This is a genomic window from Geminicoccus harenae (genome assembly GCF_019800005.1).
GTDB lineage: Bacteria > Pseudomonadota > Alphaproteobacteria > Geminicoccales > Geminicoccaceae > Geminicoccus > Geminicoccus harenae.
The window spans coordinates 20,036-47,034 of the sequence record NZ_JABGCL010000016.1; the positions used below are offsets into that span (position 1 = coordinate 20,036).

A 26,999-nucleotide genomic window follows, 5' to 3' on the forward strand; every position below is an offset into this window, starting at 1 on the left:
CTAATGGACCGGACGCAACCGGGTGTGGCTGGCCTGACGGCCGGGCCTTGCCGATGACGAGCGTGCCGCCGCTCCTTCGCCTGGACGGCATCGTGAAGTCGTTCCCGGGGGTGCGGGCGCTGCGGGGTGTCAGCTTCGACGTGCGGCCGGGCGAGGTCCATGCGCTGCTGGGCGAGAACGGGGCCGGCAAGTCCACCCTGATCAAGGTGATGTCCGGCGTGCACCGGCCGGACGAGGGCAGGGTGGAGGTCGACGGCCGGCCGGTGGACTTCGGCAGCCCGCAGGAGGCCCAGGCCGCCGGGATCGCCGCGATCTACCAGGAGCTCCTGCTGTTCCCGGAGCTCTCGGTCGCCGAGAACGTGTTCATGGGCCATGCGCCCAGGCTGTCCTGGGGCGGGATCGACTGGGACCAGACCCGGGCGCGTACCGCCGAGATCCTCCAGTCGCTGGACATCCACGACCTGGACCCCGACACGCCGGTGGGGGCGCTCTCGGTCGGCAATCGCCAGCGCGTCGAGATCGCCAAGGCGCTGTCGATGAACGCGCGCGTGCTGATCATGGACGAGCCGACCGCGGCACTCACCGAGGCGGACGTCGAGCGGCTGTTCGGCATCGTACGCCGCCTGCGCGAGCGGGGGGTGGGCATCATCTATATCAGCCACCGGCTGGTGGAGATCTTCGATCTGGCCGACCGGGTCACCGTGCTGCGCGACGGGGAGTATGTCGGCACGCACGAGGTCAGGGACGTGACCGAGCCGCAGCTCATCTCGATGATGGTCGGCCGGACCATCGACCAGCTCTACCCGCACCGGACCGCCAACCCCGGCAAGGTCGTGCTGGAGGCGAAGAGTGTCGCCTATCCCGGCACGGTGGAGGAGGCGAGCCTCACCCTGCGCGCCGGCGAGATCGTGGGGCTGGCCGGCCTGGTCGGCTCCGGGCGCAGCGAGCTGGCGCAGATCCTGTTCGGGGTGACGCCCGCCAGTGCGGGGCAGATCCTGGTGGACGGCCAGCCGGTCACCATCAGGAGCCCAGCGGATGCCAAGCGGTTGGGCATCGCCTATGTGCCCGAGGACCGCGGCACGCAGGGACTGATCCGGCCGATGCGGATCCGGCACAACGTCTCGCTGGCGGTGCTGAAGGAGCTGGCGCGGTTCTTCTTCATCGACCGAGGCAGGGAGCAGGAACTCGCCCGGCGCGACATCGAGCGGTTCAAGATCCGGGCCAGCAGCATGGACCAGGTGGTCGGCAAGCTGTCCGGCGGCAACCAGCAGAAGGTGGTGCTGGCCAAGTGGCTGGCGACCAGGCCGCGCATCCTGATCCTGGACGAGCCGACGCGCGGCATCGACGTCGGTGCGAAGGCCGAGATCCACAAGATCATGAGCGAGCTGGCCGCACAGGGCATGGCGGTGCTGATGATCTCGAGCGAGCTGCCGGAAGTGCTGGGCATGAGCGACCGGGTGCTGGTCATGCGCGAGGGGCGGATCGTCGCCGGGTTCGACCGGGCGGAAGCGACCCAGGAGCGGATCGCCGCTGCCATGATGCGTTCCGCCCAGCAGGAAAGGGCCGCCTGACATGGCCGCCACCATGGCGCTTCCCGCCCGCGCGTCCGCCGGCAGCCGGCTGCGCCGCTTCCTGTTCAGCCAGGAAGGCATCCTGCTGATCGCGATCATCGTGCTGTTCGTGGCAGTCGGCGCCTACAACCAGCGCTTCCTGTCCGCCAACAACCTGTCCACGATCTTCCTGGGCAACGCCTATATCGCGGTGGCCGCGATCGGCATGTCGATGGTGATCGTGTCGGGCAATATCGACGTGTCGGTGGGCTCGCTGATCGGCGTGCTCGCCACGATCTCGGGCACGATCGCGGTGAGCGGCTGGCCGCTCTGGCTGGCCTGGACCCTGCCGATCCTGGCGGGCATGGCGATCTCGGCGGTGAGCGGCTGGCTGATCGCCTATCTGCGGGTACCATCGATCGTGGTGACGCTCGGCATGCTCTCGATCCTGAAGGGCGGGCTGATCAGCGTCACGGCCGGCGCGTGGATCAACAACCTGCCGCAAGGCTACCATCTGGCGCAGCTCCGCCCGCTGGGCGTGCCGATGGCGGTCTGGTTCATGATCGTGCTCACCGCACTGGCCGCCTTCTGGATGCGCTATTCCGGCTTCGGCCGCTCGATCTACGCGGTGGGCGGCAATGCCGAGGCGGCGCGGCTGGCCGGGATCGACCGGGCGCGTACCGTGTTCATCGTGTTCGTCATCCACGGCTTCTTCGCCGGCATCGCGGCCGTCCTGTTCGCCACCCAGCTCTCGGTGATCCAGTCCACCGTGCCGCCGAACCTGGAACTGACCGTGATCACCGCCTCGGTAGTGGGCGGGGTCAGCATCCTGGGCGGTACGGGCACGGTGATCGGCTCGACCCTTGCGGCGATCCTGATCGCGGCGATCGGCTCGTCGCTGGTGTTCATCAACGTCTCCCCCTACTGGCTGCGCGCCGTCCAGGGTCTCCTGATCCTGCTGACCGTGCTGGCCGACCTCGCGCGCCGCAGGAAGCGCGCGCGGCATCGCTGACCGAGGTGACGCGCATGGCATCCGCAGTCGCGGCCCCCGGCCATCAGGACCGTTACGCCGGCCTCAAGCGCCACGAGGTGATCCTCCTGTTCGTGCTGATCGCGGCAGTCGCGGTGCTGGCGTTCCGCTCCGAGCAGTTCCTGACCACCGGCAACCTGCTGAACCAGGGCCGCCTGCTGGTCGAGGTCGGGCTCATGGCCCTGCCGATGACCTTCATCATCATCACCGGCGGCATCGACCTGTCGGTGGGCTCGATCATGGGCCTGTGCGCCATCCTGCTGGGCGTGTTCTGGCAGAAGCTGGGCCTGCCGCTCGGGGCGGCGATCGCGCTGGCGCTGGTGGTGGGGGCGCTGGCCGGCTTCGTGAACGGCTGGTTCATCACCCGCGTGGGCGTGCCGCCGCTGATCATGACGCTCGCGACCCTGGCGCTGTACCGGGGTCTCGCCGAGGGGATCAGCCAGGCCCGCTCGGTGCGGGGCTATCCGGACTGGTTCTTCGGCCTGGGCCAGGGCGAGCTCTGGGGCGTGCCGACCCAGCTCTGGCTCTTGCTGTTCTTCTTCGTGATCAGCGCCATCGTGCTGACCTACACCACGTTCGGCCGCTCGCTCTATGCGATCGGCAACAACGAGGTGGCGGCGCGCTTCTCCGGGATCCCGGTCGATGGGATCAAGATCGCGATCTACACCATGTCCGGCCTGATGGCGGGCCTGGCCGCCTGGGTGTTCGTGTCCCGGGTCAGCACCACCCGCTCCGACATGGGCACCGGCCTGGAGCTGGACGTGATCACCGCGGTGGTGCTGGGCGGGACCAGCATCTTCGGCGGGACCGGCACAATTCTGGGTACGGCCCTGGGCGTGGTGCTGATCCAGCTCCTCAAGAACGGCCTGGCGCTGTCGGGGGTGAAGGGCGACGGTACCATCGTGGTGATCGGGGTCATCCTGATCCTGTCGATCCTGGTGAGCGACCTCTTGCGGAGGCAGCGCGGCGCCGAGCATTGATGTTCGTTTCGTCGATTTCAGGGAGGTAGAAGGACAAGCGATGAAGAAGACCCTGTTCACCCTGTTGGGCCTGGGCGTCCTGCTCGGCTCGACCAGTGCGATAGCGCAGAGCACCTGGGACGGCGGCGACGACCTGCCGACCGCGCCGCTCGCCTGCGACGGCACGCCCGGGGCGGCCGCCGCCAAGGAATATGACGGTGCCCAGCCGACCAACGCGCCCGACCGGGCCGGCAAGCAGCTCACCCTGGTGGACATCCCCAAGCTGATCGGCATCGGCTATTTCGGCGCCACCTCCAAGGGCATGCAGGACGCCGCCAAGGAGCTGGGCAACGTCGAGGTCACGACCGACGGCCCGACCAAGGCCAATATCGACGAGCAGATCACCTTCATCGACAACTACATCACCCGTGGCGTGGACGGCATCCTGTTCGCCGCCAACGACACGGTGGCGATCGCACCGGTGCTGAAGAAGGCCCTGGAAGCCGGCATCCACGTGATCGGCTACGACAGCAACTCGACGCCGGACTCGCGTGAGTGGTTCATCAACCAGGCCGAGTTCAACGGCATCGCCAAGTCGATGATCGACAACATCGCCAAGGAGATCGGCGAGGACGGCTCGTTCGCGATCGTCACCAGCACCTTCACCACGCCGAACCAGGCTCGCTGGATCGCCGAGATGGGCGCCTATGCGGCGCAGTGCTACCCGAACATGGAGTGGCTGGAGACGGTGGAAGCCCAGGAGGACAACATCCTGTCCTTCAACCAGGCCTCCACCCTGATCAACAAATATGGCGAGGACCTGGACGGCATCTTCGGCATGACCAGCGTCGCCACCCCGGCCGCGGCCGAGGCAGTGACCCAGGCCGGCATGTGCGGCAAGATCGCGGTGGTCGGCCTGGCCACGCCGAACGCGATGCGGCCCTATGTCAAGGCCGACTGCGTGAAGTCGGTGGTGCTGTGGAACCCGGTCGATCTCGGCTATGCCGCGGTCTATGCCGCCCGCGCCGCGGCCGACGGCAAGCTGAAGCCCGGCTCGACCGAGCTGGAGGCCGGCAAGCTCGGCAAGCTCCAGGTGGTCAACGGTTCCGAGATCCTGCTCGGGCCGCCCTTCGTGTTCGACAAGAGCAACATCGACGATTTCGACTTCTGACGGTCGGGATTCTGCGCAAGAACAGTGACGGGAACAGCATGGGAGAGGTAGCCGGCCCTTCCCATGCCGTTCGGCTTCAGGGAGCGCTGCCCGTCCGGGGCGATCGGCTGCCCTGCCGCGCCGGAGCGACTGGATGACCCTCAGCCTGCGGCTGTTCCTGCTGGGGCTGCTGTCCTTCCTGCCGATGGCGGCGGTGGTGCTCGTCCTGCACATGGAGCTGCGCTCGGCGCGCGAGACCGAGGCGCGCCAGACGGTCACCCGCCAGACGCAGCAGGCCGCGGCCGAGATCAACCGCATGGTCGAGGGCATGAAGGCGCTGCTCGTCGCGGTCGCCGCGGCCCCCTCGGTCCGCTCGCTCGACGAGGCCGTCTGCACCACCTACCTGGACGAGCTGCTGGAAGATCGGGTGCTGGACGTCGATGCGCTCGCCGTGTTCGACCTGAAGGGGCAGCGACACTGCCTGGGCACGGGCAGCCCTGCCGCCGGCCTGAACAGCCTGGCACTGCGCCAGGAGGCGTTGCGGGCAAACGACTTCGTGGTGGGCGCCCATACGGAGGCCGGACCCGCCACCGCGATCCTGCCGTTTGCCCTGCCGCTGCGCAACGATGCCGGCCGGCAGATCGGCGTCGTGGCCGCGAGCCTGAACCTGTTCCAGCTGAACAACGAGCTGCGCAACTGGCCGCTGGCCCGCGGCAGTGCCGTCACCATCGCCGATAGGGACGGGATGATCCTGGCGCGCACGCCGCTGCCGGAGCGGTTCGTCGGCACGCGCATTCCCGAGGCGTACCAGGACTGGGTCAAGGGCACGTTGCCGGGGACGGCCGAAGTGCGGAGCCAGGACGGCACGCTACGCCTGATCTCCTATATCCCGGTGGCGCTGCCGCCGGAGGGTCTCTACGTGAGCACCGGCGTCGCCACGGAGATGCTGTTCCGCGACGTCGACCGGGCGACGGTCGGCACGCTGGTCATCATGTCGGCGGGCCTGGTCGTGATGATGCTGGGCGTGGCGATCGGTGCCCGCCTGTTCATCCGCCGTCCGGTCGACCGCCTCCTGCGCGCGGCGGAAGGCTGGAGCGCCGACCCGCCCGACCCGCCCGAGCCGCCCGCCGGGCGCGACGAGTTCAGCGAGATCGGCCGCGCCCTGCACCGGATGGGCCAGGCCTTCGCCGCCCAGCGCCGCCGCGAGGCGGAGCACCAGGCCGACCTGCGCACCCTGTCCGACGAGCTGGGGCACCGCATCAAGAACTCGCTGATGATCGTCCAGGCGATCGTCATGCAGGCCCTGCGCAACGCCAAGGTGGAGCGGAGCGTGCAGGAGCGGATCGAGGCGCGGCTGATGAGCCTGGCCCGCTCCCACGAGCTGCTGATGCGCGGGCAGTGGCAGGGCACGCAGGTGGACCTGATCGTGGCCCAGGCCCTGGAACCGTTCGGCTACGAGCGGCGGGGCGACGGGCGCTTCGCCATCGAGGGCCCGGCCGTACGCCTGCCGGCGCGCCTGACCCTGACGGTCGGCATGGCGCTGCACGAGCTCGCGACCAATGCCAGCAAGTACGGGGCGCTCTCGGTTCCGGAAGGCCGGGTCCGGGTCGACTGGCAGGTGATCGGTGACCGGGAGCCGCGGCTCCGGCTGCGCTGGCAGGAGAGCGGCGGGCCGCCCGTGTCCCCGCCGGCCGGCCAGGGGTTCGGCACCCGCCTGATCCAGCGCTGGCTGGGGCCGCAGCTCGGCGGCGGGGTCAGCCTCGACTTCGCCGAGACGGGTGTCTGCTGCACCATGGAGATCCGGCTCACCGACCCGCCCGAGGGCGCCTGAGCCGGCCATCCGGAGATGCTCAGGACCGGGCGGCCACCTCGGCGACGCTGGTCTCGCCCTTCAGGATCGCCGCGATCGTGCGCGCCATGGCGGCCGGGCTCGCCACCTCGTCCCACCAGCGCCGCCCCGCCAGATGCAGCTCCTCCAGCCGTGCCGGCGCCGCGAGCAGCGCCTCCACGACCGCCTCCAGCTCCGACCAGCGCTCCAGCCGAATCGCCGGTGCGGAGCGGTAGAACCAGAAGTCCGGCAGGGGCTGGCAGATCACCACGCAGCCCGAGCGCATCGCCTCGAAGAAGCGGTGGGTCTCGGGCGTGGTGCCGCGCGGCGCCACGCAGATCCGCGTGTCCATCAGCCGACGGGCATAGGCGTCACCCGGATCGACCGGCCCAGCCTGGTAGGTCTGGTTGATCTGCAGGGAGATCGGCCAGTCGGGGTGGAACGCCTGGAGCCGGCGCAGGTTGGCGACCATCTCCTGCCGCGCGCGGCGCTTGGGCAGGTTGGCCAGGCGCGGGTAGAACGAGAACCGGCCGACCGCGGCATTGTCCAGGCTGCCGGCGAACCAGATGAGGTGCGGCCGCTCCCCGATCGGCTTGACCGGCAATTCCTGCTGGCGGGCATAGCCCAGCGGGATGGGCAGGGTCTTCGCCTGCACCGCCTGGTGCCGCCCGGGCCCGATCCGCCGCACGATGCGCAGGTCCTGCAGCCGGTTGCGCGCCACCCGGGTCCGGTCGAGCATCCAGGGCAGGTCGGCGCGGAACGGCTCCACCGGCTGCGGGCGCATGCCATAGGCCTTGAGGATCAGCCCGGCCCGCTCGTAGCGCCAGGGGGTCAGCGAGCGTTCCTCGCCATACATGAACACGACGCAGTCCCCGTCCAGGTCGGGGATGTCGTGCTTGCCGTCATAGGTGATGTACCAGCGCCGCCCGGTGATGCCGTGCTCGCGGACCAGGCGGCGGATGATGTTCAGAAAATACTCGTAGCGTTCGCCGTTGCCGGTCTCGTCCGGACCGATCTCGAGCTGGTAGCGCTGGCCGCCGATCCGGATGTTGCCGACGGACAGGCGCTCGGGAGATGGGACGGGCATCGGGCAGGCCATCGTCGTTGCGCCGGTCGCGGGGCGAGGCCGGCACCCGCGCCGACTATAGGAAGCCTCGCCGCCGAATAGAAGCCGCGCTCAGGCCACCGCCGGCACGGCATAGGCCTCGTGATAGGCGCGCATCGTTTCCAGCAGGACCTCGGGCAGCGCCATCGTCGGGTTCCAGCCCAAGAGGCGCTGGGCCTTGCCGATGTCCGGCATGCGCCGGTCGCAGTCCTCGTAGCCCTGGCCGTAGAACCGCTCGGCCGACACCGTCACGATCGGGTGGTCGTTGAACCGCGCATCGCCGGTGATCTTCGCATAGGTGCGGCGCATCAGGTCGGCCAGCTCGGCCATCGTCACCTCGTTGTGCGGGTTGCCGATGTTGAACGCCTGGTTCTGCGCGGCGGAAGGGCGCTCCAGCATGCGCCGGACCGCGTCCACCGCCTCGTGGATCGAGACGATCGTCCGCCGGGCCTGGCCGCCGTCGACCAGCTGCATGGGCTGGCCCGACATGAGTGCCGCCATGAAGCAGGCCAGCACGCGCGGCACGCCGTCGCCGTCGCGGCTCGGGATATAGTCCATGCGCGGGCCGAAGAAGTTGAGCGGCCGGACGATGGTGAACGGCAGGCCGTCTTCGGCATGGTGGGCATAGACCAGCCGCTCGGCCATCTGCTTGGCGCAGGCATAGGACCAGCGCTGGTTCTGGATCGGCCCCATGACCAGCGGGGTCTCGTCCTCGCGCAGCTCGTAGAGGTCGGGGTCGTCATAGGTGCCGGCCGGCAGGTAGCTGGCGATCGTGCGGCCATAGACCTCGCTGGTCGAGAAGCTGACCAGCCAGCGCCGGTACTTCGCGCAGAGCTGGATGACCGGATAGACGTCGAACAGGCTGGCGTGGATGACGCTCACCGGGCGGGTATTGTAGTCGGACGGGTTGCAGATCGCGGCGAGGTTGATCACCACGTCGCACTCCTGCACGGCCCGCTCGACCTCGACCAGTGCCTCGGGCGAATTCGCGACCGAGCGGTGGAAGGTGAAGCGCGGATTGCCCAGGTGGTGGCGGATCTTGCGGTCCTCCGGATCCCAGCCCTCGATCAGGTAGGATTCGTCGCCCAGGAGATTGTCGAGCAGATGGCTGCCGACGAATCCGCCGCAACCCAGGATGACGACGCGCACTTCCGTGTCCCTTTCGCGATCGGCCCGACCCGAACCCACCGGTGGAAAATATCCGATCTCTTCAGCGGGTGACTAGCCAGACCGGCGTGCACGTACAACGTCCATTTGGACATGCCTGACTGGCATCAGGTGTTTTGCCGGATGTGTTGCAAGAGACGCACGAAATTCCTGCGCAGTACCTAAGTAGAATTTGCAGTTTCACTTTCGGAGTGAAGAAGAGGTCAGATCTCAATGGGGAGGGGCTGCCGAAAGCGGAACGACCCGGCGTGAGCCGGGTCGTCCTGTCGAGATCCTGGGTTGATGCGGCTCAGCCGGCAGCGGCGATCCGGTCGGCGCTGGCGACCAGCGCCTCGGCCTGGCGGATCGAGGCGATGTCGATCAGCCGCCCGTCCAGGCTGACGGCACCCTTGCCGGCCTTGGATGCCTCCTCCATCGCGACCAGGATGCGCCGGGCGCGCTCGACCTCCTTGGCCGGCGGGGTGAACACCTCGTTGGCGAGCGGGATCTGCGAGGGGTGGATCGCCCACTTGCCCTCGCAGCCCAGCACCGCCGCGCGGCGCGCCTGGGCCTGATAGCCGTCCGGGTCCTGGAAGTTGCCGAACGGGCCGTCCACCGGCCGCAGGCCGTTGGCGCGGGCCGCCACCACCATGCGGGCGATCGCGTAGTGCCACATGTCGCCCCAATGGTAGGAGCGCGAGTTGTCGACGTCCGGGTCCGTGAGCACGCCATAGTCCGGGTTCGGGCCGCCGATCACGGTGGTGCGCGCCCGGGTCGAGGCGGCATAGTCGGCCACGCCGAAATGCAGGCTCTCGTTGCGCTTGGACGCCCTGGCGATCTCGTGGACATTGGCCATGCCCAGCGCGGTCTCGACGATCAACTCGAAGCCGATCCGCTTCTTGCGCTTCATGGCGGTCTCGACCTGGGTGACCAGCATGTCGACCGCGTAGATGTCGGCGGCGGTGCCGACCTTGGGGATCATGATCAGGTCGAGCCGCTCGCCGGTCTGCTCGATCACGTCGACCACGTCACGATACATGTAGTGCGTGTCGAGGCCGTTGATCCGGACCGACAGGGTCTTGCTGCCCCAGTCGATGTCGTTGATCGCCTGGATGATGTTCTTGCGCGCCTGCTCCTTCTGGTCGGGCGCCACCGCGTCCTCCAGGTCCAGGAACACCACGTCCACCCCGGAAGCCGCCGCCTTCTCGAACATCTGCGGCGAGCTGCCCGGCACGGCCAGTTCCGAGCGGTTCAGCCTGGGCGTGCACTGCTCGACGATCGTGAAACTCATTCCCCGTCTCCCTTGAGGGCTGCCGCGCCGCCTGGACGTGTCGCGGCCTTGTGCGTGGCCGGTCTTGCCAAAGGATGGTGCTCGGTCACCACCGCGGCGAGGCGCTCGGGCCGAACATGCGTGTAGATCTGCGTTGTCGCAATGTCGGCGTGCCCGAGCATGGTCTGGACCGCGCGCAGGTCCGCCCCGTGCGCCAGGAGATGAGTGGCGAATGCGTGGCGGAGCACGTGGGGCGAGATCCGCTCCGGATCGATCCCGGCTTCCGGGGCCAGCCGCTTGAGTAGATAGAGGACGTGCTGCCGGGTCAGGTGGCCGCTGGCGCCCGTCGAGGGGAACAGGCGGTTCTTGCGGTCGGCGGGCCGCACCTCCAGCCAGCGCGTCAGGGCCTCGCGGGCAAAGCGGCCGACCGGGACCATCCGCTCCTTGCCGCCCTTGCCCTTGACCAGCAACGCGGTGCGGTCGGGCGTGAAGGCGCCGAGCGTCAGGCCCACCAGCTCCGAGACGCGCAGCCCGGACGCGTAGGACAGCTCCAGCAGGCAGGTCAGCCGCCGCCCGTCCGGGCCGTCCTTCAGCCTGGCCGCGGCGAGCAGGGCTTCGACCTCTTCCTCGCTCAGCACCCGCGGCAGGCTGCGCTGCCGGCGCGGGCCCTCGACCGCCAGGGTCGGGTCGTCGGGGCGCTGGCCTTCCAGATGGAGGAAGCGGTGGAACTGGCGCAAGGCGGCCAGGCGCCGGGCCTGGGTGGTGGCCTTGAGGCCCGCATCGGCGGCGGCCTGGAGAAAAGCGCGCACCTCGGCCTCGCCCGCCGTTCCCTCGTCCTGGCCGCGCTGGCGCAGGAAGGTGAGCCAGGCGCTCAGATCGTTGTGGTAGGCGGCGATGGTGTGGCGGGACGCCCCGCGCTCCACCGCCATCATCTCCAAGAACGGCGCCAGGGCGGAGCGGCGTTCAGCCATCGAGCCGCACGATCACCGTGCTGCGCGCGATCTCGCGCGCGTCCATGGCACGGTCGCTCGCCACCAGGCCGGCCAGCCCGCGCGCCAGGGCGGCCGGCTCCGGGCTGGCGAGATCGGCCAGGGCACGCGCCAGGCGCAGGGCCGGGGCACCCGCCGGCGGCGGCGAGGCTGCCGCCGGCAACAGCCGTTCCCAGGGGGAGGACAGGGGCACGCCCTGCCCGGCCAAGCCAGCGGCGAGCAGGGTGGCGTCGTCCCGGTCGAACAGCCCGTCCGGTGCCGGCGGCATCCGGGACGGATCGACCAGGCCCGCCAGGATCATCAGGACCGCCACCCGATGGGCGCGGGCCCGGTCGCCCTGCGGCTGCGCTTCCAGCATGTCGAACCAGGAAAGTGCGGCACCCTCCTCGCCGGCGGCCAGGAGGATCCGGGCCAGCGTCTCGGCTTCCAGCGCCAGGGCCTGGCGGGGTGCTATCGTGGCGGCCAGCGGGGCCAGTTGCGGCAGGTAGGCCCGGCGGCTGTCCGGGCCGGGATGGGCATGCCACAGCAGCACGATCTCGCGGGCGCGGGCCTGCGGGTCGGTGATCGCGCGCAGGCGGCTGGCCTCGGCACCGGTGGCGGCGAAATTGCCACGTGCCGCCTCCACCCGGGCGCGGGCGGACGCGCGCAGGGCCGGCGGCGTGGCCGGATCGACGGCGAGGCGCGCCAGGGCCGCGGCGCTGGCATGGGCAACCGCCTCGTCCGGCAGGGCCAAGCCCAGCTTTCGCGCCAGCGCCAGGTCGGCGGGCGTCACCGTGGCGCTCCAGTCCACCGCATCAGTGCGCCCGTAGCCCAGTGCCACCGCGACCAGCGTGCCGAACGGCTGGGCGCGCAGGCTGCCGGTTTCTTGCAGGGCATTCGCCAGCACCAGGGCGCTGTCCGGCCGGTCTTCCAGGAGCGCGCACAGCAGGTTGAGCTCGCCGCTGCCCTCCGGGCCGCCGGCTTCCTGGCCCCAGCCCGCCATGCCCGCGTCGCGCACGAGCGCACAGGCCGCTTCATCCTGGCCGGCCGCGAGGTCGAGGCTGGCCGCGACCGGCGCCAGGGCGGCCAGGCGGATGGCACCCGGCCCGGCCTCGTCCACCAGGGCCTGGGCCGCGTCCAAAGCACCCAGCTCGACCAGGCGCTGGAGGCGCAGGGCCAGCAGGCTACCCGACGGCTGGCCCTGCGGGGTCGGCAGAAGCAGGAGTTCGACCTGGAGGCGGCGGGCAGTGGGATCGGCCGGGTCCGCCGGCAGGGCCGCCAAAGCCGAGGCGATCTCGGCGGGCGGCGTGTCGCCCCAGGCAGCCGAACCTTGCCATTGGCCGCTGCCCACGGCGTCGGCGCTCGGCACGTCCAGCGGGCGCACGGTGAGCTCGGAGGGAGGGGATGCCGGGCCGGCGGATCTGGCGGGCGGCTGGTCCTCGAACAGGGGCCGCGGCTGAGCCTGCACGCTGCCGGCCAGGGCCGCCCAGGCGCAGCAGGCCAGCAGCCAGCGTGCGGTCGCTCGATGCATCATCACTGGGCCAGCCGTTCCGCCGGGACGACCGCCTCGACTGGCTGCCGCGGCGCCGGAACGTCCCAGAACATCAGGAAGGCGATACCGCCCAGCACGGCCGCGATCAGGATCACGAGCAACGCCCGTCCGAGTGCCGCCATCGTTCCGCGTGGATCCCGCGCGTGTGGTTTTCGTCCAGGCCGGGCTTGCCGTCGGTGGCCTTCGCCGGTTTATATAGGCGACGCTCCGCCCGTTCAACGCTGACACGAATGACCAATCACGAAGCGCACCCAGAAGCTGCGCTCCCTGCCGAAACGCCGCCCGCCCGCCGCCTGAAGCTGACCCGCCATATCGTGCTGGTCGGACTGATGGGTGCCGGCAAGTCCGCCGTCGGCCGCCGGATGGCGGCAGTCCTCCATGCCCCCTTCATCGACGCCGACGACGCGATCGTGGAGGCGGCCGGCATGTCGGTGCCCGACATCTTCGCGAGCCACGGCGAGGCCGAGTTCCGCGCACTGGAGCGGCGGGTGATCGCCCGCCTCCTGGCCGGGCCGCCGCATGTCCTGGCGCTGGGCGGCGGGGCGTTCGTCGATCCGCTCACCCGCGAGCGCGTGCGCGCCAGCGGCTTCTCGGTCTGGCTGCGTGCCGACCTCGACACGCTGGTCGCCCGCACCGCGCGCAAGAAGGGCAGCCGGCCGCTGCTGGAGACGGGCGACCCGCGCACGATCCTGGCCGAGCTGATGGAACGGCGGCATCCGGTCTATGCCGAGGCGGCCATGGTGGTCGACAGCGGCGACCAGCCGGTCGACCGCTTGGTCCAGGAACTGATCGGCCGGCTGGCCGAGGCGGGGGTGCTGGCGTGAGTGCTGCTTCGACGATGCCGGCCACCGGCTCGGTGCGCGTGCCGCTGGGTGCGCGCGGCTATGACGTGCGAATCGAACCCGGCCTGCTGGACCGGGCCGGCGAGGAACTGGAAGGGCTCCTGCCGTCGGACCGGCTGGTGATCGTCACCGACCAGACCATGGCGGCCACGCCGCATCTGCCGCGCCTGGAAGCTTCCCTGGCTAGGTCCGGCCTCAAGACGCGCACGGTGACGGTGCCGGCGGGCGAGGCGAGCAAGAGCTTCGGCGTGTTCGCCCAGCTCTGCGAGGCGGTGCTGGCGCCCGGCATCGACCGTAGGACCACCATCCTGGCCCTGGGTGGCGGGGTGGTGGGCGACCTCGCGGGCTTCGCCGCGGCGACGCTCCTGCGCGGCCTGCCGTTGGTGCAGGTGCCGACCACGCTCCTGGCCCAGGTCGACAGCAGCGTGGGCGGCAAGACCGGCATCAATGCACAAGCTGGCAAGAACCTGGTGGGCGCCTTCCACCAGCCCCGGCGGGTGCTGATCGATCCGACCACGCTCGACACGCTGCCCCTGCGCGAGCTGCAGGCCGGCTATGCCGAGGTCGCGAAATACGGGCTGATCCGCGATGCCGGGTTCTTCGCCTGGCTGGAGGAGCATGGTCGGGGCGTGATCGAAGGCGACCAGGCGGCGCGCGCGTTCGCGATCGAGCGGTCCTGCGCGATCAAGGCGGAGATCGTGGGCGACGACGAGTTCGAGACCAAGGGCGGCCGGGCGCTGCTGAACTTCGGCCATACCTTCGCCCATGCCTACGAGAACCTCACCGGCTACGGCAGCCGGCTGCTCCATGGCGAGGCGGTCGGCATCGGCATGGTTCAGGCGACCGAGCTGTCGGTGCGTTCCGGGCACCTGCCGGCGGAGACCACCGACCGGGTGCGCCGCCATCTCCGAGAGCTCGGGCTGAAGACGGCGCCGGGCGAGGTGACCAACCGGGGCTTTGCCGCAGACGCGATGCTGGCGGCGATGCGGCGGGACAAGAAGGCCAGCCAGGGCCGGATCACCTTCGTGCTGCTCCAGCGCCTGGGCGAGGCCTTCACCAGCGATGGGGTCGAGGCGGCGGTGCTCCAGGACCTGCTGGAACGGCCGGTGTGAGGAGGCGATGGGGCCGGGCGGTTCGCGGCGACCAGTGGCATCCTTCGCGGGTGCCCACCGTTCCCTCGTGTCATCCCCCGGCTCGTCCGGGGGATCAACTGCCGGGCGCTGGCTGCGGCATGGTCAGCCCCGTCCAGGATCCAGCGCAAGCGAGCCGGCGGAGGCAGCCGTCGTCTGGCGGTTGATCCCCCGCCTGCGCGGGGGATGACATGGAAGGGGCCGTGCCGCATCGGCTGACCCGGGAGAAGCTGCCAGGATGAGCGGGATGTTCGATCTTTCCGGCAAGGTGGCGCTGGTCACCGGCGGCTCGCGCGGGATCGGCGCGGCGCTGGCGCGGGGGCTGGCGGCCGCCGGGGCGGACGTGGCGGTGACTGCGCGCGAGGTGGAGCGGCTGGGCGATACCTGCCGGGCGATCGAGGCGCTGGGGCGCCGGGCCTGGGCCGCTTCGGTCGATGCCGGCTCGGTGGACAGCATCCAGGCCGGCATCCGGGCGCTGGAAGAGCGCACCGGGCCGATCGACATCCTGGTCAACAATGCCGGGATCGAGGAGGTCCGCCCGTCGCTCGAGGTCGACGAGGCGCTCTGGGACCGGATCGTCGACACCAACCTGAAAGGCGCCTTCTTCACGGCCCGCGCGGTCGGGCGCGGCATGGCGGAGCGGCGCCGGGGCGCGATCCTGAACCTGGCCTCGCTCACCTCCGAGGTGGGCGTGCCCACCGCCACCCCCTACGGCTCGTCCAAGTCCGGCCTGCTGGGCATGACCCGGGCACTCGCCACCGAATGGGCGCCGCTCGGCATCCGGGTCAATGCGCTGGGGCCGGGCTATTTCCGCACCGCCCTGACCGAGGCGTTCTACGCCGACGAATCCTGGCGCGAGGCGATGCTGCCCAAGATCCCGCAGGGCCGGTTCGGAGAACTGGACGATCTGGTAGGGCCTGCGGTCTTTCTCTGTTCGGATGCCGCGCGCTACGTTACCGGTCAGTGTCTCTACGTGGACGGCGGCTACTTGGCCGCCATCTGAGCGCTGATCGGAGAAGGCGATGATCGAGGTCTTCGACCCGCCAACCGTGCATCGCCCGGCATCCGCCTACAGCCAGGGCGCCCTGGTGACCGGGCCGGCGCGCTGGCTGCACATCTCCGGCCAGGTGGGCGTCTGTCTCGACGGCAGCGTGCCCGAGGGCGTGGCCGAGCAGATGGAGCAGAGCTGGGACAATCTGTTCGCGGTGCTGGCCCATGCCGGGATGAGCCATCGCGACCTGGTGAAGATCACCGTGTTCCTGGTCGACCAGCGCGACGTGAAGCTGTGGCGGCAGATCCGTGACCGGCGGATGCAGGGCCATGCCTGCGCCGCCACGCTGCTGATCGTGCACGGCCTCGCCAGCCCGCAGCTCCTGTGCGAGATCGAGGGAATCGCCTGCCAGCCGGCCTGAAGCCATGCTCCCTGATGCCCAGTTGTTCGCCGTCTTCCTCGGCGCTGCCCTCCTGCTCGCGGTCACGCCCGGGCCGGACACGATGTTCGTCGCGGCCAACAGCCTGCAGGGCGGGGTGCGCAGCGGGCTGATCGCCTGCCTGGGCATCCTGGTGGGCAATATCGGCCACAGCCTGCTGGCGGCCGTGGGCGTGTCCGCGCTCATCGCCGCCTCGCCCACGGCCTTCGACCTGCTGCGCTGGGCGGGTGCCTGCTATCTCGCCTGGATCGGCGTGCAGGCGCTGCGGGCGGCCTGGGCGAACCTGCACATCAAGTGGCAGCAGGATGCCCAGGCGCGTCCGTTGCGGGCGGTGCCGCCGGCCTGGACGGTGTTCTCCCGCGCCCTGCTGACCAATCTGTCGAACCCGAAGGTCATCATGTTCTTCGTGGCCTTCCTGCCCCAGTTCGTCTCGGCCGGGCGGGGCAGCGTGGCGCTGCAGACCCTCGCACTCGGTCTGACGCTCAACCTGATCGGCATCGCCTGGCTGATGGGGATAGCGCTGCTGACCGGCTGGATGGTGGACCGCTTCTCGAAGGTGCGCTGGGTGACGGTGACGCTCGACGCTCTGTCCGGCCTGTTCTTCGTCGGCCTCGCGGTGAAGCTGTTCCTGACCGAGCGGCGGGCCTGAGGGGGACGCTGCGTCCCGGTCGCCTGCATGCTAGGGTTCGGCCGGGAGGAGGTGGTGCCATGGCGCTCGCACAGGGGTATGCCCCGATGATGACCCTCGCCCAGTTTCAGGCCCAGGCGGATGGGACGGACGCACGGCATGAGCTGGTGGACGGAGCCGTCCGCATGATGGTGCCGCCGCCGGACGAGCATGGCGAGGTCAGGGCCAATCTGGTGCTGGCGATCCATCCGCACCTGAAGCCGCCCTGCCGCCTCGTGACCGGGGCCGGCATCCAGGTCGACCAGCGCAACTACTTCCAGGCCGACCTGGTGATCCGCTCCGGCCCGCGCGAGCCCCAGGGCCAGCCCGCGCCGCCGGTGGTCGTCATCGAGGTGCTCTCGCCGGCGACGCTATCGTTCGACCTTGCCTGCAAGCTCCTGCGCTATACGGAGCTGCCGAGCGTGCAGGAGATCTGGCTGGCCGACAGCAGCCGGGTCTGGGTCCAGGTCTGGCAGCGGCAGGGAGCGCACTGGTTGGTGGCGATGGTCTCCGGCTCGGCGAGCTTCCGCTCGGCCTTCCTGGATACGGAGATCGCCCTCGACCAGGTCTATGCCGGGGTCACCTTCCGTCCGGAGACGGAAGACGACGCGGATGCGGTCGGCCTGTAGCCGACCTCACCAGCAGGTGTAGCCGCCATCCACCAGGAGGATGGTGCCGGTGCAGTAGCTGGCGGCGTCGCTCGCCAGGAACAGGACGGCGTGCGCGATCTCGTCCGGCTCGGCGAAGCGCTTCATCGGCGTCATCTCCTCCCAGACCTCGACCCATTCGCGCTTGCTCAGGCCGAGCTTGGTCATCTCGGTGAGCGTGTAGCCGGGGGCCACCGCGTTCACCCGGATGCGCAGCGGCGCCAGCTCGACTGCCATCGACTTCACCATCTGGTGCACCGCGGCCTTGCTGGCGTTGTAGTGGGCCTGGGGCTGCGGCTTGTCGACGGTGAAGCCGGAGTTCGAGCCGATCGCCACGATGCTGCCGCCGCCATGCTTCGCCATGTGCCGGGCGAACGCCTGGTTGGTGAAGAACATGGCGTTGACGTTGACGTCCTGGACGCTGCGCCATTCGTCGGGCGCGATCTCCAGCACGTCGGTGTTCGGGTTGATGCCGACGCAGTTCACCAGGATGTCGATCCGGCCGAACTCCTGGGCGATCTGGTCCACCAGTGCGGTCGAGGCGGCGGGGTCGCGCAGATCGGCTGGGTAGAAGGTGGCGCGCCGGCCTTCGCCGGCGACCTGTTCCGCCGCGGATGGCCCGAGCTCGGAGTTCAGGTCGATCAGGGCGAGGTCGGCGCCGGCACCGCCCAGGAGCTTTGCCACCGCGAAGCCGATGCCGCGGGCGGCACCCGTCACGGCGGCGACCTTGCCATCCAGGCGGAACCGGGCCAGCGCGTCCATCTCCATTCTCCCTTATCCTCGAATCAGGAACCCGGCACGAACGGCTTCGGGTCCATGAAGCGCTCGAGCACGTTCCAGGTGATCCGCGATACGTTGTTGTCGCAGTTGTTCGGCAGCAGCGAGCCGCACCAGGCGATCGAGCCGGTGGCGAAGATCGCACCGCCGGACGGGGTCTCACAGAACGCCATGTCGGCGCGCACCTGGTCGTTCTGGTCGCCACCGAGGGCCGGCGGGACCACGCCGAACTCCTCGTTGACCAGCTGCATCATCGAGCTGTGCCCCTCCGAGGAGGCCAGGCGCAGGACGTTGGGCGGCGAGCCCAGGTCGGTGTTGATGCAGTCCAGCTCGATGCCGGCAGCCCCGCCGCCGATCAGGCCGAAATCGCCGATGATCTCGTCCGGCACGTCCTTGAAGATGAAGGACGCGCGCGGATTGTCCGCGTCGGGGGCGCGCCGGTAGTAGGAGCTGATGTCGAAGCCCTGCGCCACGAAGCCGATGCCGGCCATCACGTTGGGTGCGCGGCCGATCCGGCGCCACAGGCCGCCATACTCGCCGTTGAACGACTGGAAGTATTCGCCGGGCTCGGCGATCCAGGGGCGGATGCCGTCTTCGGCGCGGCGCAGCTCGATCACGCCGTCCAGCTCGTCGTGGAAGCCCACGCGCCAGTACCAGCCGTTGCCGCCCATGTACATGAGCCGCCCGCCGCGATCGACCCAGGCCTTCATGGCGTCCCAGGCGCGGGTCGAGTGGTACTCCGGGTGGGTGCCGGTGAGGATGACTTGGTAGTCCTTGATCAGCTCGTAGCCGTCCTGGTGCAGGTCCTCGTCGGTGATGACGTCGTACTCGACCCCCTTCTGGTCCAGCCAATAGAACAGATGGGTGTCGGCATTGTACTGGTAGAGGGCCGAGCCGTGGCCGCCCAGCCAGGAATGGTAGCGGCTGGTGAAGTTCAGCACCGGGCGCAGCCGGCTGGAATAGCACACGCCCGAACCGTCGGCATGGCTGTCGTAGAGCGAGCCGCCCAGCTCCGGGTGGTAGTACATGTATAGGTCGGAATGGCCGAACGGCAGCAGCCGGTTCATCAGTGCCTCGGCACCGCGGGCGGTGATGTGCTCGCCGTGGTTGGCATAGGCGATGTAGGAGCAGGTGGGGGCCAGGAACGCCACCTTCGGCCGCTCGCCCCGGTTGGCCCCGCGCGGCGGGCGCACGAAGAAGGCCAGATAGTCCTCGCGGGTCGCCTGCTCGTCGCTCTCGCCGCAGCGCACATGGAGGGCATAGCCGCCGCTCTTGAAGTCGTCCGGCAGGGTGAAGGCGACCGAGGTCTCCCAGCCGGCGTCGTAGATGTCGTCGCGGTGGAAGTGGATGGCGCCGTAATGCTCGGGCTTGCGCGTCCAGTCGTGCTGCTCGCCGGTCCAGTTCCAGCCCTTCATGGCGCGGGACGGGAGGTGGACCAGCTCGCCGTCGTGGCGGGAGGGGCCGACATCGACCGTGCGGGTGGTGCGGATCTCCTTGGCGAAGTCCCAGCGCGCGATCAGATCGGGGTCGCTGACGAACGGGACGTTCGAGCGCAGCAGGGCCCCGTAGCGGTGAAGATCCTGGACTCCCCGGACCAAAGCAGGGCTGTCGATCTTGCCGTCATAGTGCCGGCCGATCGTCCCACCGGCCTCGGGCGAGCCGGCCATCAGCATGGGCACGGCGAGCGCCGAAGGAGTCAGGCCCAGTTCGGCTTCCTGGTGGCCGGCATCGTCGATCGTCGGATAGCGGCGCAGGGGCTCCTGGGTGAGGGTGACCTTGCCGGCGGCCGGGTCATAGGCGACCGCCACCCGGTACCACTGCCGGACCAGCATCGGCCGCGCCGTCGCGACGGTCACGGTCCGGCTGCCGTCGCCGGCGACGAAGCCGAGCTTGCCGCCATCGACCAGTTCGATGCGGAAGCCTGCCTGCTTCGTCTCGTCCCACTGTGCCACGAGCGTCTGGTCGCCCCGGTCGGTGAGGGTCGGCCAGATGGTGGCGAAGAAGGTGAAAGCACCTTCCGCCAGTGCCGGCATGGTCGGGACGCGCATGAAGGAGCCGGCGTCGATGTGCTGCTTCCTGGCCGGATAGGTGCCGTCGATATGGGTCGGCACGTGCGGCAGGCTCAGGCCGGGCCCGTCGGGATTGCAGTCGCCATTCAGGACGCGGACGATCCGGGCGTCGAACGTCTCGCCCTCCTCGACCGAGATCTGGAACGAGATGGTCTCGCCCGGGGCCACGCTGTAGCGGTCCGGGTACCCGACGATCTTGAGCATGAGTGGTCTCTATCTAGCCGGAGGCGTTCTGGATTGGTGCTGTGCGGCGGCGCTTGAGCCGGCGCTAGTCCCGGAAGGGCAGGTTGATGTTCTCGCCCGTGTGCTGGAACCAGCGGCGCCGGAAGATCTCCCACTCCGCTTCCTCGCGGCTGGTGAAGACCGGGCCGTCCTCGATGGTGATCGGGTCGCGGCGATCCGGCGGCATCTCGCCCAGCACCCATTTCTCGAACGGCTTGAGCACGACCAGGATCACCTGACGGCCGCTCTTGTCGGTGCGCAGGGTGTTCAGGACCCGCTGCAGGCCCGGGCTGTGCGCGCCGATCGGATTCCTGCGCATCTCTTCGATGTACTGCCGGTCGACGGCAGGGTCGATCTTGTAAGGCACCCGCTCCTCCCTGCGAGGTTCACCCGCACGAAACCGGCTTCAGCTCGGCCGATGCTCGTGGCCGACACTGCCTCGTCCCGAAGGAAGGAAGCTGAGCGCTGGTTTCTGGGCTCTGCGTCGGCGCTGCCGAGACTGGCACCAATCGTCCGGCAGGACGAGACGAAAAGACAGGCGCCGCACCGATTCGCACCGATCCGAACGTGCGATTCGGTGCGATTGTCCGTTGCAGGCCACGGCGGAAGGACCTGGAAACGAAGAAGCCCCGGCTTGCGCCAGGGCTTCGTCACGAACACGAGGTTGGGCCCTGCGGGAGGCCGCCGCTCCCAGGCTCAGCCGGCCTTGCGGGTCTCGGCGTCCAGGGCGTCGATCTGGGCGACCTTCTTGCCCGAGCGCTCGGCCTGGAACTCGTTCGCCAGGTAGATGTCGGCCAGCATCTTGGCGACCGACGGGCCGGTGATCTGGGCGCCCATGGTGATGACCTGGGCGTTGTTCGACGCGATCGCCCGCTCGGCCGTGTAGGGGTCGGTCACGCAGACCGCGCGCACGCCCGGGACCTTGTTAGCGACGATCGCCATGCCGGCGCCCGTGCCGCAGACCAGGATGCCGCGCTCGTACTCGCCGGCCGCGATCTTCTCGGCGAGGCGGCGGCCCACGCCGGGATAGTCGACCGGATCGCTCGTGTTGGTGCCGATGTCGGTGACGTCGTGGCCCTTGGACTTCAGGTGCTCGACGAGCACGTCCTTCAGCGGCAGGCCCAGATTGTCCGCGCCGATCACGACCTTGCTCATGCTGCTCTCCTCAGGCCCAGCGCTTCAGTGCGCGTAGTGGAATCTCTGCCAGTCGACGGCGAACTCGTGGTCGCGGCTGATCGCGTCGATGATCGCTGATGTGAGGGGCATCTGGCGTTTCGCAAGCGCCCCTTCCTCCATCATCCGCTCCAGCGTCGGCCCGGCGGAAAGCGCCAGCTCGGCCCCTTCGACGGTCTCGTCCTTCATCTTCTCGGCCTTGGCCTGGCTGTAGCGCCAGCCGGCACCCAGGAGGCGGCCCATCCGGCTGTTGCGGCCGCCCTGGACGGTCACATACAGATCGCCGGTCCCGGCCAAGCCGTGGACCGAGCTGTCGCTGCCGCCCAAGAGCGCGTTGACCTGCTGCAGTTCCAGGAGCGCCTGGGCGAACAGGCCGGCGGCGATGTTGTGCATCTGGGCGCCGTTGCCGGCAGCACCCTGGCGGTCGAGCATCCCGGTCGCCGCCCCGATGCCCAGCGCATAGAAGTTCTTGAGTGCCGCGCAGACCTCCGTGCCGACCACGTCGCGCGAGGGGCGGGCATGGTAGTAGGGGGCCGGCACCAGGTCGAGGAGCCGGCGCAGGGTCGCTTCCTCGGGGTGGGCGAACACCACCGACGTGTCGCGGCGCACCGCCAGCTCGCCGGCGATGCAGGGGCCGCCCACGCCGCCGGTCGGGCATTTCAGCGCCTCGGCGACCGGGTCGGTCAGCGGGCGGATGTTCCGGCCATCGGCATCCAGGCCCTTGGTCAGCATCATCACCGGGCGGGGGCCGGGCAGGCGGGGGGCCAGCAGGTCGGTCGCCCAGTGGACGCCGGCCGTGCTCACCCCGATCACGATCAGCTCGACCTGGTCGGACAGGGCCTGGTCGATCTCGCCATGGTGGAAGGCCCGCACATTGGCGGGCAGCGGCGCGTTCAGGCGCGGATGGACCTCGTTCTGCTTGAGCGCATCGATGACCGCCGTGTCGATCGGCGTGCCGACCAGGCGGACATCGTGGCCGGAATCGGCCAGGGGCAGGGTGAAGGCGCTGCCCATCACGCCGGCGCCCAGGATCAGAACGGTCGCCATCTCATTCCTCGTGTTCGGCGAACTCTTCCAGGAGGCCGAGATCGCCCGCCAGGTCCAGGATCGACCAGCGGTCCCGGACGTCGCGGGCGTTGAGCACGGCCCGGCGGTAGAAGCAAGGCTCGATCCCGAGCCCGCCGGCGGTGCTGGGCGTGCCCGAGGCGGCATAGGCGGCGAGCAGTTTTTCCAAGGGCAACATGATGACTTGCAGTTCCGAACGCAGCGCCGGCCACTCGCGCTGGAGGCGCGCGTTCATCGCGCGGGTGGCTTCGGCATCGAACGCCTTGCCGTGCGCGACCTTCACCATCTCGTCGCCGCTTTTGCCGTGCAGGCGGCGAATTTTCCCGTCGTCGATCTGGCGGACCTGCAAGGGTGGCAGGGTTTCCAGGGCCAGGATGCGCGACTGGAGGCGGCTGGCCGTGAGCGTGGCCACGCCCACCTGCTCGCCATGGAGCGTGCCCGGATGCGGGTCGGCGAACATGTCGATGTAGTGGCTGATCGAGTGCTCGGCCATCGAGCCGGAATGGCTGGTATTGGTGAACAGCACGCCGAAGCCGCCCAGCGTCAGCATGTCGGTGAGCGCCCGGACCGCTTCGAGCTCGCCCTTCACCAGCCCTTCGGCCTTCTCCAGCAGGATCGGCTCGTAGGGTGCCTGGATGTCGAACGGGCCCTGCTCGTAGCTGGTGCCCAGCAGCCGGTGGGAAAGCAGCCAGTCGACCTGGGCGGAGCTGCGGCACACCGCGTCGCCAAAGCCGGCCCGGATCATCCGCACCGGTGCGTTCGCCAGGACGGTGAGGTCGTAGAACACGCCGCGCGGTGCATGGCTCTTGAGGGAGAGCTTGTAGCCGTCGCGGGTGATCGAGGCGGTGGAGGTGACGTAGCCGTTCATCGACGGGGCGGTGCCGAACACCGCACAGCCGCGCCCATCCTGGAAGGTGACGTGCTTGCACAGGTCGTTGATCGTGCCGGAGCCGACCGCGACCAGCCCGTCCACGTGGCGCGATTTCTCCCTCAGGATGCCCGTGTACTTCTCGTCGGCCTTGGGGTGCTCCAGGATGATCGGCAGGGAGTTGGGCAGGGCGGCCTGGATGCGCCGACCGGCCACGTCCCAGGTGTTCTCGTCGGCCACCACGCCCAGCCGCTCGCCCAGGCCCAGGCCCAAGACCAGCTCGGCTTCCCGGCCCTCGGTGGTCTCCGTGGTCACCACCTTCTTCAGGCTGCACGGGACGGTCTTGCCGGTGGTGCGGTCGACGTAGCGGCCCTCGACGAATTGCTGGATGAGCGGGTCGGCTCCGGTCACCGGCGGACTCCCTTCTGCTTGAACGCGGCGAGGTCGGCGTAGATCGACCGGAGCTGCGGGTACAGGCGCTCGAACAGGGCGAGCAGTTCGCGATAGCGGCCGTGGCGCTCGGGATCGGGCTCGATCCGTCGCTCGATCCGGCCGGCCATGGCGGCCGCGGCCTCGTTCATGTCGGCGAACCAGCCCGCACCCACGGCAGCGCAGATGCCCGCACCCAGGCTGGAGGCTTCCACGGTGGAGGAGCGGAGCACTGGCCGGCCGGCAGTCTCCGCCAGGATCTGGCACCACAGGTCCGAGCGCGAGCCGCCGCCGATCGCGACGATCTCGGTGATGGGGGTACCCAGCGCCGCCTCGATCTTGCCGAAGCCCAGCGCCTGCTCCAGCGCGATGCCTTCCATCTTCGCCCGGTAGAAATGGCCGCGGCCGTGCTCGGCGGACAGGCCGACCATCACGCCGCGCGCATCGTTGTCCCAGTAGGGCGTCATGCTGCCGAGCCACCAGGGGGTCAGCAGCAGACCATCGGAGCCCACCGGCAGGGCGGCGGCCTCCGCCTCCAGGCGGCGATAGGCCTCGGGGTCGGCCACGCCGTCCAGGCCGAACAGGCTGGACACGAACCAGTCGGTCAAGAACGTGCCGGTGCGCAGGCAGAGCTCGTTGATGAAGCCTTCGCCGGAGGCCGAGTTCATGGTCCGCCAGCCGGCATCGACCATGTAGCGGCCGGCCCAGACGCCGGACACGGTGGCGGTGCCGAGATTGCAGTAGGCGCGGCCGGTGGCGATCACCCCGCAGCCCAGCCCGCCGGCCTGGCCGTCGCCGGCACCCGCCACCACAGGCGTGCCGGGGCGCAGGCCTGTGGCGGCGGCAGCCTCTGCCGTGAGCCGGCCCAGCACCGTGCCCGGCTGGCGGGCGGCGAAGAAGCGGTCGGGGCCGAGGCCCAATGGTGCCAGCAGCTCCTCGGCATAGCGGCGCTCCGCCATGTTCCACACGCCCAGCGGATCGGCGCAGGCCCAGGAGGTGGCGCGCTCGCCGGTCAGCCGGTGCACCAGGAAGCCGTGGACATCGACGGCATGGGCGGTGGCGGCCAGCGTCTCGGGTTCGTTTCGCCCGAGCCAGGACAGGCCGTACAGGGCCGGGGTGGGGTCCGGGGTCTTGCCGGTGATCTGCCGGATGCGTTCGACGCCATGCCGCTCCACCAGCAGGCGGACGTCGTCGCCGCTGCGCTCGTCCAGCCAGAGGATGCCCGGCCGCAGCGCCTGGCCGTGCCGGTCGAGCACGGCGAAGGTTTCGCGCTGGTTGGCGATCGCCAGCGCCTCGATCCGCTCGGGCGCCACGCTGGCCGTCACCTGCCGGATCGTCTCGGCGGCCGCTTTCCACCAGTCTTCCGGGTCCTGCTCGAACCAGCCGGGCCGCGGGTTGGCCATCGCGAGCCGCGCGCGGCCCTCCACCACCGCGCGGCCGGAGCGGTCCCAGGCGATTGCCTTGGTCGCCGTGGTGCTGCTGTCGATGCCGATGACGAGCGGTTCGGTCATGGTCGGAGGGATCTTCTTGCTTCTCAGTAAAATGGCGGGGCATCGCTGCCCCGCCACTCTCTAGACCAGGCTTAAGGGCCGGGTCATGCCTTGCGGAACGGTGCTGCCATCTCGTCGGCCACCGGCTTGATCGCGTCCATGCATTCCTGCGGGGTCTTGAACTGGCCGGTCAGGAACTTGCCGAGCTCCACCGGGATGGTGTTGTTCGACAATTCGGCCCAGGCCGGGAAGTCCGGCTCGGAGCCCATCATGGTGTTGATGGTCTCCTCGACCGCCGGGAAGTGGCGGGTGGTACCGGGACCGACCTTGGCGGCGGCCAGGGTGCGCGGGTCGGTGAAGGCGGAGAGCCGGACCGGCGAGGCGCCGCCGCCCAGCACCGAACCGCGGCCGACCACGTCCTTGGAGCAGGCCCACTGCATGAAGATGAAGGCCGCTTCCTGGTTCTGCGAGTAGCGCGACAGACCGAGGCCCGAGCCGCCCTGGTGGCCGACATTCGGGATCTCGTTGAAGCCGCACTGCTCGGGCGTGCGTAGCGAGATCGCCTTGGGCGGCGGGGCCGCTTCCATCAGGCCCACGACCTTGCTGTTGGCACCGTCGAAGCTCGGGAAATACTCGCCCCAGGTGATCACCTGGCCGGCCAGGCCCTGCGCCACCGACTGGCCCTCACCGTCCCAGGTCCAGGTCAGCGCACCCGGCGGGCAGTTCTTGGAGATCTCCATGAGATACTCCAGGCCCTTGATGCCCTGCTCGTCGCCGCCGGTGAACATCCCTTCATTGTTGTAGATCGAGCCGCCATTGCCCCACAGCCAGGCGGTCCAGTCGCATTCCAGGCTGTAATGGCCCGAGCGGAGCTGGCCGGTGGTGCCGTAGATGCCGTTGCCCTTCTCGGCCTCCTGGATGGCCTTCACGTTGGCCATGTACTCGTTGAGGTCGGCCGGCACCTTCAGCCCGTGCTTCTCGTACAGGTCGCGCCGGTACATCAGGATGAAGATCGGGATGTCGAACGGGATCGAGACCAGCTTGCCGTCGAACATCGAGATGCCGTCCAGCAGGGGCTTGCTGAAGTCGTCCCAGTCGAAGTTGGGCATCGCGATGTCGGGATGCGCGTCGTAATACTCGCGCGGATCCTCCATGTCCTGGGAGAAGGTCGCCATCCAGGACTGGTCGAGATAATAGAGGTCGTAGGTGCCGACCTGGCCCTGGATGTCCAGGGTCGCCTTCTGGAGCACCTGCTCCAGCGGCACGATCTCGATCTCGACATTGATGCCGGTCGCCTTGGTGAACTCTTCCTTGGCGAGCTGGTTGGCGACGATGGTGGGCGGGGTGGCCTCCGACGTGTAGCGGATCGTGGTGCCGGCGAACGGCTTACCGACCTCGGAGAGCCACTGCATCATGGCCTCGTCCGGCCCGGACTGGGCGAAGGCCGGGTTGCCGAAGTCCAGGCCGCGGAAGGGGCGGCCGCCGCCCAGCATGGCCGCGCCGAAACCGGACAGGCCGACCCCGGCGATGCCGAGCTTGCGGATGAACTCGCGCTTGCTGATCCGGCGCGCGGCGTACTCGCCGCACGTGTCGGCGATGAAGGTCTTGCGGTCGTGTTCGCGGAAACTCATT

General features: G+C 69.6%; 25 protein-coding genes. 11 read left to right on the forward strand and 14 right to left on the reverse strand.

The window, feature by feature from the left end:
- Positions 1-53 precede the first annotated feature (53 nt).
- The 5 genes from HLA95_RS15740 to HLA95_RS15760 all read left to right on the forward strand — a co-directional run bounded on the left by HLA95_RS15740 (position 54) and on the right by HLA95_RS15760 (position 6,520).
- Complete coding sequence (locus HLA95_RS15740) at positions 54-1,571, forward strand: sugar ABC transporter ATP-binding protein (protein WP_191058087.1); 1,518 nt, start codon at positions 54-56, stop codon at positions 1,569-1,571.
- Positions 1,572-1,584: 13 nt separating this feature from the next.
- A complete protein-coding gene (locus HLA95_RS15745; protein ID WP_223861378.1) occupies positions 1,585-2,562 on the forward strand; it encodes an ABC transporter permease in 978 nt (325 codons plus the stop codon).
- A 14-nt stretch (positions 2,563-2,576) separates the two neighbouring features.
- Positions 2,577-3,560 (forward strand): ABC transporter permease, encoded by a 984-nt coding sequence (locus HLA95_RS15750; protein WP_191058089.1) that lies wholly within the window; start codon positions 2,577-2,579, stop codon positions 3,558-3,560.
- 40 nt (positions 3,561-3,600) lie between these two features.
- Complete coding sequence (locus HLA95_RS15755) at positions 3,601-4,710, forward strand: autoinducer 2 ABC transporter substrate-binding protein (protein WP_191058090.1); 1,110 nt, start codon at positions 3,601-3,603, stop codon at positions 4,708-4,710.
- Between the two features lie 133 nt (positions 4,711-4,843).
- The gene (locus HLA95_RS15760; RefSeq protein ID WP_222183799.1) at positions 4,844-6,520 is read left to right on the forward strand and encodes a sensor histidine kinase; all 1,677 of its coding nucleotides are present in this window, start codon (positions 4,844-4,846) and stop codon (positions 6,518-6,520) included.
- Between the two features lie 19 nt (positions 6,521-6,539).
- Here the strand turns inward: HLA95_RS15760 and HLA95_RS15765 are convergent, their stop codons facing one another.
- The 6 genes from HLA95_RS15765 to HLA95_RS15790 form a co-directional block, all read right to left on the reverse strand.
- On the reverse strand, positions 6,540-7,604 hold the full coding sequence (locus HLA95_RS15765; RefSeq protein WP_191060842.1) for a glycosyltransferase family 47 protein: 1,065 nt from the start codon (positions 7,602-7,604) through the stop codon (positions 6,540-6,542).
- Positions 7,605-7,694: 90 nt separating this feature from the next.
- Positions 7,695-8,771 carry an NAD-dependent epimerase/dehydratase family protein gene (locus HLA95_RS15770; RefSeq protein ID WP_191060841.1) on the reverse strand — a complete coding sequence of 359 codons (1,077 nt, stop codon included), beginning with the start codon at positions 8,769-8,771 and terminating at the stop codon, positions 7,695-7,697.
- Between the two features lie 307 nt (positions 8,772-9,078).
- Complete coding sequence (locus HLA95_RS15775; protein WP_191060840.1) at positions 9,079-10,059, reverse strand: HpcH/HpaI aldolase/citrate lyase family protein; 981 nt, start codon at positions 10,057-10,059, stop codon at positions 9,079-9,081.
- Complete coding sequence (locus HLA95_RS15780) at positions 10,056-11,009, reverse strand: site-specific tyrosine recombinase XerD (protein ID WP_191060839.1); 954 nt, start codon at positions 11,007-11,009, stop codon at positions 10,056-10,058. The genes HLA95_RS15775 and HLA95_RS15780 overlap by 4 nt, the downstream gene beginning before the upstream one ends.
- Positions 11,002-12,540, reverse strand: coding sequence for a hypothetical protein (locus HLA95_RS15785; RefSeq protein ID WP_222183801.1), 1,539 nt, complete (start codon positions 12,538-12,540; stop codon positions 11,002-11,004). The genes HLA95_RS15780 and HLA95_RS15785 overlap by 8 nt, the downstream gene beginning before the upstream one ends.
- Entirely contained in the window at positions 12,540-12,680 is a 141-nt protein-coding gene (locus tag HLA95_RS15790; RefSeq protein WP_222183803.1) for a hypothetical protein, read from the reverse strand. Before HLA95_RS15790 ends, HLA95_RS15785 begins: the two co-directional genes overlap by 1 nt.
- 108 nt (positions 12,681-12,788) lie before the next feature.
- Here HLA95_RS15790 and HLA95_RS15795 point away from each other — a divergent pair, with 108 nt between their 5' ends.
- The 6 genes from HLA95_RS15795 (at position 12,789) to HLA95_RS15820 (ending at position 17,256) form a co-directional block, all read left to right on the forward strand.
- Positions 12,789-13,382, forward strand: coding sequence for a shikimate kinase (locus HLA95_RS15795; RefSeq protein WP_222183805.1), 594 nt, complete (start codon positions 12,789-12,791; stop codon positions 13,380-13,382).
- On the forward strand, positions 13,379-14,512 hold the full coding sequence (gene aroB / locus HLA95_RS15800; protein ID WP_223861800.1) for a 3-dehydroquinate synthase: 1,134 nt from the start codon (positions 13,379-13,381) through the stop codon (positions 14,510-14,512). Before HLA95_RS15795 ends, aroB begins: the two co-directional genes overlap by 4 nt.
- A gap of 256 nt (positions 14,513-14,768) precedes the next feature.
- Positions 14,769-15,533 carry a glucose 1-dehydrogenase gene (locus tag HLA95_RS15805; RefSeq protein ID WP_222183806.1) on the forward strand — a complete coding sequence of 255 codons (765 nt, stop codon included), beginning with the start codon at positions 14,769-14,771 and terminating at the stop codon, positions 15,531-15,533.
- A 19-nt stretch (positions 15,534-15,552) separates the two neighbouring features.
- Positions 15,553-15,942 (forward strand): RidA family protein, encoded by a 390-nt coding sequence (locus HLA95_RS15810; protein ID WP_191059174.1) that lies wholly within the window; start codon positions 15,553-15,555, stop codon positions 15,940-15,942.
- 4 nt (positions 15,943-15,946) lie between these two features.
- The gene (locus tag HLA95_RS15815; protein ID WP_191059173.1) at positions 15,947-16,609 is read left to right on the forward strand and encodes a LysE family translocator; all 663 of its coding nucleotides are present in this window, start codon (positions 15,947-15,949) and stop codon (positions 16,607-16,609) included.
- A 59-nt stretch (positions 16,610-16,668) separates the two neighbouring features.
- The gene (locus HLA95_RS15820) at positions 16,669-17,256 is read left to right on the forward strand and encodes a Uma2 family endonuclease (RefSeq protein ID WP_191059172.1); all 588 of its coding nucleotides are present in this window, start codon (positions 16,669-16,671) and stop codon (positions 17,254-17,256) included.
- 6 nt (positions 17,257-17,262) lie between these two features.
- Here HLA95_RS15820 and HLA95_RS15825 read toward each other — a convergent pair whose 3' ends face one another.
- From HLA95_RS15825 to HLA95_RS15860, 8 genes are all read right to left on the reverse strand, one after another.
- On the reverse strand, positions 17,263-18,036 hold the full coding sequence (locus HLA95_RS15825) for an SDR family NAD(P)-dependent oxidoreductase (protein ID WP_191059176.1): 774 nt from the start codon (positions 18,034-18,036) through the stop codon (positions 17,263-17,265).
- Positions 18,037-18,059: 23 nt separating this feature from the next.
- Positions 18,060-20,324: a N,N-dimethylformamidase beta subunit family domain-containing protein gene (locus tag HLA95_RS15830; RefSeq protein ID WP_191059171.1), complete on the reverse strand. Its 2,265-nt coding sequence runs from the start codon at positions 20,322-20,324 to the stop codon at positions 18,060-18,062.
- 64 nt (positions 20,325-20,388) lie between these two features.
- On the reverse strand, positions 20,389-20,709 hold the full coding sequence (locus HLA95_RS15835; protein WP_191059170.1) for a N,N-dimethylformamidase alpha subunit family protein: 321 nt from the start codon (positions 20,707-20,709) through the stop codon (positions 20,389-20,391).
- Between the two features lie 329 nt (positions 20,710-21,038).
- Positions 21,039-21,497 carry an RpiB/LacA/LacB family sugar-phosphate isomerase gene (locus HLA95_RS15840; protein WP_191059169.1) on the reverse strand — a complete coding sequence of 153 codons (459 nt, stop codon included), beginning with the start codon at positions 21,495-21,497 and terminating at the stop codon, positions 21,039-21,041.
- Between the two features lie 24 nt (positions 21,498-21,521).
- Positions 21,522-22,562, reverse strand: a complete 1,041-nt coding sequence (locus HLA95_RS15845) for a 2-dehydropantoate 2-reductase N-terminal domain-containing protein (protein ID WP_191059168.1) — start codon at positions 22,560-22,562, stop codon at positions 21,522-21,524.
- A 1-nt stretch (position 22,563) separates the two neighbouring features.
- A complete protein-coding gene (locus HLA95_RS15850; protein ID WP_191059167.1) occupies positions 22,564-23,859 on the reverse strand; it encodes an iron-containing alcohol dehydrogenase in 1,296 nt (431 codons plus the stop codon).
- Positions 23,856-25,388 (reverse strand): xylulokinase, encoded by a 1,533-nt coding sequence (locus HLA95_RS15855; protein WP_222183807.1) that lies wholly within the window; start codon positions 25,386-25,388, stop codon positions 23,856-23,858. Before HLA95_RS15855 ends, HLA95_RS15850 begins: the two co-directional genes overlap by 4 nt.
- 83 nt (positions 25,389-25,471) lie before the next feature.
- Positions 25,472-26,998 carry an ABC transporter substrate-binding protein gene (locus HLA95_RS15860; protein ID WP_222183808.1) on the reverse strand — a complete coding sequence of 509 codons (1,527 nt, stop codon included), beginning with the start codon at positions 26,996-26,998 and terminating at the stop codon, positions 25,472-25,474.
- Between the last annotated feature and the right edge of the window lies 1 nt (position 26,999).

Coding starts and splice junctions, on each gene's coding strand:
- HLA95_RS15740 (WP_191058087.1), top strand. CDS start 54: ATGACGAGCGTGCCGCCGCTCCTTCGCCTGGACGGCATCGTGAAGTCG.
- HLA95_RS15745 (WP_223861378.1), top strand. CDS start 1,585: ATGGCGCTTCCCGCCCGCGCGTCCGCCGGCAGCCGGCTGCGCCGCTTC.
- HLA95_RS15750 (WP_191058089.1), top strand. CDS start 2,577: ATGGCATCCGCAGTCGCGGCCCCCGGCCATCAGGACCGTTACGCCGGC.
- HLA95_RS15755 (WP_191058090.1), top strand. CDS start 3,601: ATGAAGAAGACCCTGTTCACCCTGTTGGGCCTGGGCGTCCTGCTCGGC.
- HLA95_RS15760 (WP_222183799.1), top strand. CDS start 4,844: ATGACCCTCAGCCTGCGGCTGTTCCTGCTGGGGCTGCTGTCCTTCCTG.
- HLA95_RS15765 (WP_191060842.1), bottom strand. CDS start 7,604: ATGCCCGTCCCATCTCCCGAGCGCCTGTCCGTCGGCAACATCCGGATC.
- HLA95_RS15775 (WP_191060840.1), bottom strand. CDS start 10,059: ATGAGTTTCACGATCGTCGAGCAGTGCACGCCCAGGCTGAACCGCTCG.
- HLA95_RS15780 (WP_191060839.1), bottom strand. CDS start 11,009: ATGGCTGAACGCCGCTCCGCCCTGGCGCCGTTCTTGGAGATGATGGCG.
- HLA95_RS15785 (WP_222183801.1), bottom strand. CDS start 12,540: ATGATGCATCGAGCGACCGCACGCTGGCTGCTGGCCTGCTGCGCCTGG.
- HLA95_RS15790 (WP_222183803.1), bottom strand. CDS start 12,680: ATGGCGGCACTCGGACGGGCGTTGCTCGTGATCCTGATCGCGGCCGTG.
- HLA95_RS15795 (WP_222183805.1), top strand. CDS start 12,789: ATGACCAATCACGAAGCGCACCCAGAAGCTGCGCTCCCTGCCGAAACG.
- HLA95_RS15805 (WP_222183806.1), top strand. CDS start 14,769: ATGAGCGGGATGTTCGATCTTTCCGGCAAGGTGGCGCTGGTCACCGGC.
- HLA95_RS15810 (WP_191059174.1), top strand. CDS start 15,553: ATGATCGAGGTCTTCGACCCGCCAACCGTGCATCGCCCGGCATCCGCC.
- HLA95_RS15815 (WP_191059173.1), top strand. CDS start 15,947: ATGCTCCCTGATGCCCAGTTGTTCGCCGTCTTCCTCGGCGCTGCCCTC.
- HLA95_RS15820 (WP_191059172.1), top strand. CDS start 16,669: ATGGCGCTCGCACAGGGGTATGCCCCGATGATGACCCTCGCCCAGTTT.
- HLA95_RS15825 (WP_191059176.1), bottom strand. CDS start 18,036: ATGGACGCGCTGGCCCGGTTCCGCCTGGATGGCAAGGTCGCCGCCGTG.
- HLA95_RS15830 (WP_191059171.1), bottom strand. CDS start 20,324: ATGCTCAAGATCGTCGGGTACCCGGACCGCTACAGCGTGGCCCCGGGC.
- HLA95_RS15840 (WP_191059169.1), bottom strand. CDS start 21,497: ATGAGCAAGGTCGTGATCGGCGCGGACAATCTGGGCCTGCCGCTGAAG.
- HLA95_RS15845 (WP_191059168.1), bottom strand. CDS start 22,562: ATGGCGACCGTTCTGATCCTGGGCGCCGGCGTGATGGGCAGCGCCTTC.
- HLA95_RS15855 (WP_222183807.1), bottom strand. CDS start 25,388: ATGACCGAACCGCTCGTCATCGGCATCGACAGCAGCACCACGGCGACC.
- HLA95_RS15860 (WP_222183808.1), bottom strand. CDS start 26,998: ATGAGTTTCCGCGAACACGACCGCAAGACCTTCATCGCCGACACGTGC.